The following is an 8005-nucleotide window of genomic DNA, read 5'->3' as shown; positions in this document are numbered from 1 at the left end:
TCGGCTGTGGTGAGGCCGGCGTTGGCCAGGGCTTGGTGGATGACGCGTTCTTGGGAGGGGCCGTTGGGGGCGGTGAGGCCGTTGCTGGCGCCGTCTTGGTTGACGGCGCTGCCGCGGATGACGGCGAGGATGTGGTGGCCGTTTGACTGGGCGTCGGAGAGGCGTTCGAGGACGATGAGGCCGGCGCCTTCGCCCCAGCCGGTGCCGTCGGCGCCGGCGGCGAAGGCCTTGCAGCGGCCGTTGGCGGCCAGGCCCTTCTGGCGGCTGAACTCGATGAAGATGCCCGGGTCGGCCATCACCGTGACGCCGCCGGTCAAGGCCAGGTCGCACTCGCCCTGGCGCAGCGACTGGGCGGCCAGGTGCATGGCGACCAGGGAGCTGGAGCAGGCCGTGTCGACCGTGATGGCAGGGCCCTCGAGGCCGAAGGCGTAGGCGACGCGGCCGGAGGCGACGCTGGTCGAGGTGCCGGTGATGAGGTAGCCGTCCGCGGCGGCGGAGTCGGCGGCGGCCGAGACGTACGCCTGGGCCGGGACGCCCACGAAGACGCCGGTGTTCGTGCCGCGCAGGACCGTCGGGTCGATGGCGCCCTGCTCCAGGGCCTCCCACGCCGTCTCCAGGAGCAGCCGCTGCTGGGGATCCGTGGCCAGGGCCTCGCGCGGGCTGATGCCGAAGAAGTCCGCGTCGAAGCGGTCGGCGTCGTGGACGAACCCGCCGACCAGGGCCAGCGGCTCGCCGTTGCTGAGCCGTTCCACGTCCCAGCCGCGGTTCTGCGGAAACCCGGTGATCGCGTCGGTGCCGGTCTCGACCAGGCGCCAGAGGTCGTCCGCGGAGCCGACGCCGCCCGGGTAGCGGCAGGCCATGCCGACGATCGCGATCGGCTCGTCGGCGGTCCGGCGTGGTGCCGCCGCGACCGGCCGGGCCACACCCGCGCCGGCCAGGACGACCCCCAGATGCCGGGCCAGCGCGGCCGAGGTCGGGTGGTCGAAGACCAGGGTCGCCGACAGCTGCAGCCCGGTCGCGGCGCTGAGGGCGTTGCGCAGCTCGACCGCGGTCAGCGAGTCGAAGCCGAGGTCGTTGAACGCGCGGTCCGGTTCGATGGCGTCCGGGGCGCCGTGACCGAGGACCGCGGCGACCTGGCGGCGGACCAGGTCGAGCAGCAGCTCCTCGCGGGCCGGCTCGGCCAGGACGGCCAGCCGGTCGGCCAACGTCGACGCCTCGGCGGTCGGGCGGCCCCGGCGGGCCGTGGGGCGGGCCGGGCGGACCAGGCCGCGCAGGAACGCCGGCAGCGTCTGGCGGGCCGCGCCGGCCCGGATCGCCTGCAGGTCGAGCCGGACCGCGACGAGCAGCGGGTGGTCGGCGGTGAGGGCGGTGTCCAGGGTGGACAGTGCCTCGTCGGTGCTCAGCGGGAGCATGCCCTGGCCGGCCTGGCGGGCACGGACGGTGCCGTAGAGGCCCTCGGTCATGCCGCTCGCCTCGGCCCACATGCCCCACGCCACCGAGGTGGCGGCGAGCCCGGTGGCCCGGCGGCGGTGCGCGAGGGCGTCCAGGAAGGTGTTGGCGGCGGCGTAGTTGGCCTGGCCGGGGTTGCCGACGATGCCGGCCGCGGAGGAGAAGTAGACCATCGCGGCCAGATCGAGGTCGCGGGTCAGCTCGTGCAGGTGCCAGGCGGCGTCGGCCTTCGGGCGCAGCACCGCCTCCACGGCGTCGCCGTCCAGGCTCGTGACGAGCCCGTCGGCCAGGACGCCGGCCGCGTGCACGACGGCGGTGAGGGAACGCTCCGGCGGTACCCCCGCGAGCAATTGCGCGATCGCGTCCCGATCCGCGGTGTCGCAGGCCGCGACCGTCACCTCGGCGCCGAGGGCGGTCAGCTCGTCGCGCAGCTCGGTGGCGCCCGGGGCGTCCGGTCCGCGCCGACCGGCCAGCAGCAGGTGCCGCACGCCGTGCCGGGTCACGAGGTGCCGGGCGACGATCGCGCCGAGCGTGCCGGTGCCACCGGTGACGAGGACCGTGCCGTGCGGGTCGAGCGGGCGCGGTACCGACAGAATGATCTTGCCGATGTGCCGGGCCTGGCTCATGTACCGCACCGCGTCCGGTGCGTGCCGCACGTCGAACACGGTCACCGCCGGCGGCCGCAGCGCGCCCGCCTCGAACAGCGCGACGAGCTCGGCCAGCATCTCCCCGATCCGGTCGAACCCGGCCTGGATCGTGTCGAACGCCTGGTAGGCGACGCCGGGATGGCGCCGCGCCACCTCGTGCGCGTCCCGCAGGTCGGTCTTGCCCATCTCGAGGAAGTGCCCGCCGCGCGGGAGCAGCCGCAGCGACGCGTCGACGGCGTCACCGGCGAGCGAGTCCAGCACCACGTCCATGCCCTGACCGCCGGTCGCGGCCAGGAACGCCGCCTCGAAGTCGAGGGTCCGGGAGTTGGCGATGGCCGCGTCGGTGAGGCCGAGGCGGCGCAGCGCGGCCCACTTCGGCGGGCTGGCGGTGCCGAACACCTCGGCGCCCCAGTGCCGCCCGAGCTGCACCGCGGCGGAGCCGACGCCACCGGTCGCGGCGTGCACGAGCAGCCGCTGCCCGGCCCGCAGCCCGGCCAGGTCGGCCAGGGCGAAGTAGGCGGTCAGGAACGCGACCGGGATCGCGGCCGCCTCGGCGAACGACAGCCCGGCCGGGATGCGGGTCACCAGCCGCTGGTCGGTGCTGGCGGTCGTGCCGGCGGAGGCGTCGAACAGGCCCATGACCTGATCGCCGGGCGCGATGCCGGTGACGTCGGCGCCGACCTCGGTGACGACGCCCGAGGCCTCGCTGCCGATCTCGGCCGCCCCGGGGTACATGCCGAGGGTGATGAGCACGTCGCGGAAGTTGAGCCCGGCGGCCCGCACCGCGATCCGCACCTCGCCGGCGCCGAGCGGTGCGTCGGCGGCCGGGTTGGGGAGGAGCGCGAGGCCCTCGAGGGTCCCGGCGGTGGCCAGCCCGAGCCGCCACGCGCCCGCGGGCGGGGTCAGCGCGCCGCCACCGCCCGGGCGGGCGAGCCGGGCCGCGTGCAGGACTCCGCCGCGGATCGCCAGTTGCGGCTCGTCGGTGGCGAGCGCGTCGGCCAGCCCGGCCGGGAGCGCACCGGCGGCCGGGAGCGCGCCCGCGGCCGGGAGCGCGCCTTCGGCTGGCATCTCGTCGAGGTCGACCAGGATGAAGCGGCCGGGGTGCTCGCTCTGCGCGGAGCGGACCAGGCCCCACACGGCGGCACCGGCCAGGTCCCGGATCGGCTCGTGGGCGCCGGTGCCGACGGCCCCGGCGGTGACCACGACGAGCCGGCGGTCGCGCCCGGCGTCGGCGGCGAGCCAGGCCTGGATGATCGCGAGGGCCTCGGTCGTGCGCGTGCGCACCGAGGAGGCGTCGGTCTCGGTGCCGCGGCCGGTGTACCACACGATGTCCCGCGACTCGGAGCCGCTTGCGGTCAGCGCGTCCAGGCCGGCCGCCCACGGCGCGCCGAGGACCTCCGGCTCGCCGTCGGGCCGCGCGGCCGGGGCCGGCACCGGCACCCAGTCCAGGACGAAGCGACCGTCGACGTCGGCCGCGCGCAGCTGCTCCTCGGCGACCGGGCGCGAGGTCAGGCCCTCGACCGTCACCACCGGCGCGCCGTCCGGGTCGGTGACCGTGATCCCGATCGTGTCGCCGCCCCGCTTGACCAGCCGGACCCGCACCGCGGTCGCGCCGGTCGCGTGCAGGGTCACCCCGGTCCAGGCGAACGGCAGCCGCGCGGTGCCGTCGGTGTCGCCGGACGCACCCAGGACCGTCGCGTGCAGGGCCGCGTCCAGCAGGGCCGGGTGGATGCCGTACCGCTCGGCGCCGTGCTCGTCGTCGAGGGCGACCTCGGCGCAGATGTCGTCGCCGTCCAGCCACGCGGCGCGCAGCCCGCGGAACGCCGGGCCGTAGGCGATGCCGGTCGCGGCGAAGCGCTCGTAGACCTCGCCCGCGTCGACCGGGGTGGCGCCGGCCGGTGGCCAGGCCGCGGCGGTGTCGGGGGCGGGCGCGGGCGGCGGCGGCGACACGACACCCGAGGCGTGCTGGACCCAGGCGTCGTCGGTGCGGGAGTGGATGGTGACCGCGCGGCGGCCGGCCTCGTCGGGAGCGTGGGCCTGGACGTGCAGGTGCACCGCGCCGCGCTCGGGCACGATCAGCGGGGCGTGCAGCGTCAGCTCGTCGAGGCGCTCGCAGCCGACCTGCGCACCGGCCCGCAGGGCCAGCTCGACGTGGGCGGTGCCGGGCAGCACGATCAGGCCGTGCACGACGTGGTCGGCGAGCCAGGGGTGCGTCCGGGTCGACAGGGGTCCGGCGAGGCAGACGCCGTTGTCGTCGGGTAGCCGCACGGCCGCGGCGAGCAGCGGATGGTCGGCCGGCGTGAGCCCCATGGCGGCGAGGTCGCCGGTCGCGACGGCCGGGCCGGGCCAGTACGACTGGTGCTGGAACGGGTAGCCCGGGATGGCCGCCGGCGCGCCGGTCGGCTGCGGCCAGGCGACGGGCGTGGTGGTGTGGGTGTGGATGGTGGCGATGGCGTTCGCGAGGGTGTCGGCCTGTGGCTGATCGCGGCGCTGGGTGGCGATGGCGAGCGTGTCGGGCGGCGCGAGGGGCGTGAGGGTCGCGTGCGGGCCGATTTCGATGAAGGTGTTGCTGCCCAGCTCGGCGAGTGTGGTGATGGTGTCGTGGAAGCGGACGGTGTTGCGGATGTGGCTGGTCCAGTAGTCGGGGTTGGTCGGCTCGCCGCCGGTGTCGGTGACGATGGGGGTGTGGGGTTGGTTGTAGGTGAGCGTCGCGGCGATCTCGTGGAACCGCTGGAGGATCGCGTCGGTGTGGCGTGAGTGGTAGGCGTGTGCGGTGTTGAGGGTCCGGGTTTTGCGGCCGAGCTGCTCGAAGTGTTCCTTGACGGGCCGCAGGTCGTCGTGGTTTCCGGCGACGACGATGCTGGCGGGGCCGTTGATGGTGGCGATGTCGATGTCGGGGTGCTCGCGCAGGACGTCGACGACCTCGGGCTCCGTGGCCTGGAGGGCGAGCATGGCGCCGGCGGGCATGGTGTGCATGAGTGTGGCGCGGGCGGTGACGATTTTGGCGGCGTCGGCGAGGTTCCAGATGCCGGCGTGGTAGGCGGCGGTGAGTTCGCCGATGGAGTGTCCGGCGTAGTGGTTCGGGGTGATGCCGTGGTGGGTGAGTGTGGCGTGCAGTGCGGTCTGGATGGCGAAGAGGGCGGGCTGGGTGTAGAGGGTGGTGTTGAGTTCGGGGGTGTCGATGACCTGGAGTAGGGGTTTGGGCAGGTGCGGGTCGAGGGCTTCGCAGACCGTGTCGAAGGCGGCGGCGAAGACCGGGTTCGACCGGTAGAGGTCGAGCGTCATCCCGGGGTATTGACTGCCCTGGCCGGAGAACAGGAACGCGGTGCGGGCGGTGATGGGTCCGCCGGTCGGGGTGACGGTCAGGTTCGGGTGGGTGGTGCCGGTGGCGAGGGCGTGGAGGGCGTCGGTGTGGTTGCCGGTGATGACGGCCCGGTGGGCGAAGAGGGCTCGGCCGGCCAGGGTGGTGGCGATCTGGGCGGGGGTGGCGTCGGCCCGCTCCAGCTGGGTGGCGTAGTCGCGCAGCGCGTCCGGGGTCTTGGCCGACAGTCGCCAGATGGTGGGCTGTTCGTGGGCTTCGGCCGGTGGCGGGTCGGCGGCCGGGGGCTGTTCGATGATGAGGTGGGCGTTGGTGCCGCTGATGCCGAAGGAGGAGACCGCGGCGCGGCGGGGGCGGTCGACGGCCGGCCAGGGGGTCGGCTCGGTCAGGAGCCGCAGGCCGCTGCTGTCCCAGTTCAGGTGCGAGGTCGGGGCGTCGACGTGCAGGGTCTGCGGGAGCATCCCGTGGCGGATGGCCTGGACCATCTTGATGACGCCGGCGACACCGGCGGCGGCCTGGGTGTGGCCGATGTTCGACTTGATGGAGCCCAGGAGCAGCGGCTCGCCCTGCCGGTCGCGGCCGTAGGTGTTGGCCAACGCCTGGGCTTCGATCGGGTCGCCCAGTTTGGTGCCGGTGCCGTGCGCCTCCACCGCGTCGATGTCCGCGGTGGACAGACCGGCGCCGGCCAGGGCCTGGTGGATCACGCGCTCCTGTGACGGGCCGTTCGGGGCGGTGAGGCCGTTGCTGGCGCCGTCCTGGTTGACGGCGCTGCCGCGGATCACGGCGAGGATCGTGTGGCCGTTGGCCTGCGCGTCGGCCAGCCGCTCGAGCACGATCAGGCCGACGCCCTCGCCCCAGCCGGTACCGTCGGCGGCGTCCGCGAAGGCCTTGCAGCGCCCGTTCGCGGCCAGGCCGCGCTGCCGGCTGAACTCGATGAAGATGCCCGGGTCTGCCATCACCGTGACCCCGCCGGCCAGGGCCAGGTCGCACTCGCCCTTGCGCAGCGACTGCGCCGCGAGGTGCATGCCGACCAGCGACGCCGAGCAGGCGGTGTCGATCGTCAGTGCCGGGCCCTCGAGGCCGAACACGTACGACAGCCGGCCCGAGATGACGCTCGCGGAGTTGCCCGTTGCCAGGTAGCCCTCGACGGCATCCCGGATCGGCACCAGCCGGTTCACGTAGTCCTGGCCGTTGGTGCCGACGAAGACGCCGGTGCGACTGCCCCGCAGGCCGGTCGGGTCGATGCCGCCGTGCTCGAACGCCTCCCAGGCACTCTCCAACAGCAGCCGCTGCTGCGGGTCCATCGCGAGGGCCTCACGGGGGCTGATCCCGAAGAACTCGGCGTCGAACCGGTCCGCGCCGGCGAGGAAGCCACCCTGCCGCACGTAGCTGCGGCCGGTCGCATCGGGATCGGGGTCATACAGCGCGTCGACGTCCCAGCCCCGCTCCGGCGGGAAGTCGGACATCGCGTCGGTACCCTCGGCGACAAGCCGCCACAGGTCGTCGGCCGACCCGACACCCCCGGGGAAGCGGCAGGCCATGCCGACGATGGCGACCGGCTCGTTGGCCTTGGCCTCGACGTCGTCCAGGCGCCGGTGCGCCTCACGCAGGTCGGCGACCGCGCGCCGGAGGTAGTCCCGCAGCTTGTCTTCGTTCATCGGTGGACGTTCTCCTCCGGGTCAGGAAATGCCGAGTTCGTTGTCGAGCGCGCTGAACAGTTCGTCGTCGGTCGCCGTCGCCAGGTCGTCGCCGTCCGGTGCACCGTCGGGCTCCGCGCCGACCCGGCGCAGCAGTCCGCGCAGGCGCCCGATGCTGGCCGCGTACGCCGACCGGTCCGCGTCGCCCTCGATGAGCCGCCGCAACACCGCCTCCGCCTGTTCGAGTTCGCTCAAGCCTGCCGGGCCGTTCTGGGGGGAGCCCAAAGCCTGACGAAGGTGCTCGGCGAGCGCGGTCGCGGTCGGGTAGTCGAACACCACCGTTGTCGGCAGCTGCAGGCCGGTCGAGGTGCTGAGGCGGTTGCGCAGCTCCACGGCGGTCAGCGAGTCGAAGCCCAGCTCGTGGAACGGCCGGTCCGGGTCGACCGTGTGGGCGTCGCGGTGGCCGAGGACGGTCGCGGTGTAGCCGCGGACGAGGTCGGCCAGCACCTGCCGCTGCTCGGGCTCGCTCAGCCCGTCGAGGCGCCGGGTGATCGACTCGACCCGTTGCCGCTTGACCGGGACCAGACCGCGCAGCGGGGCGGGCACCGCGCCGGCGTCGGCGGTCCGCAGCGCCCGCGGGTCGAGGTCGATCGCGACCAGGTGCGCCCGGCCGCCCGCGACGATGGCGTCGAAGAGGCGGTGGCCGTGCTCGGCGTCGAGGGGCCGCACCCCGTTGCGGGCGAGCCGCCGCTGGTCGGCGGCGCCGAGCTGCTCGGTGATCGCTGACGTGGCCTGCCAGAGCCCCCAGGCGATGCTGGTGGTGTTGGGCCGCTGGTGGGCGAGGGCGTCGAGGAACGTGTTGGCGGCGGCGTAGTTGCCCTGTCCGGGGGTGCCGAGGGTGCCGGCGGCGGAGGAGTACAGGACCAGCCGTGTGGTGGCGGGTAGGAGTTGGT

At 74.6% G+C, this 8005-nt stretch carries 2 protein-coding genes; both read right to left on the bottom strand.

All coding sequences use genetic code 11. From position 1 onward, the window contains the following. On the bottom strand, positions 1–7073 hold a 7073-nt coding region (locus tag ACIA8L_RS56190), incomplete at its 3' end, for an SDR family NAD(P)-dependent oxidoreductase (protein WP_395918495.1). Between the two features lie 21 nt (positions 7074–7094). Next, positions 7095–8005 (bottom strand): beta-ketoacyl reductase (locus ACIA8L_RS56185; RefSeq protein WP_395918493.1); only part of this gene is annotated, 911 nt, incomplete at its 5' end.

The organism is Dactylosporangium sp. NPDC051541, from assembly GCF_044454505.1.
Classification (GTDB): domain Bacteria; phylum Actinomycetota; class Actinomycetes; order Mycobacteriales; family Micromonosporaceae; genus Dactylosporangium.
Note: the sequence above shows the minus strand (reverse complement) of the source record. Positions and strands in the feature narration are given on the sequence as shown.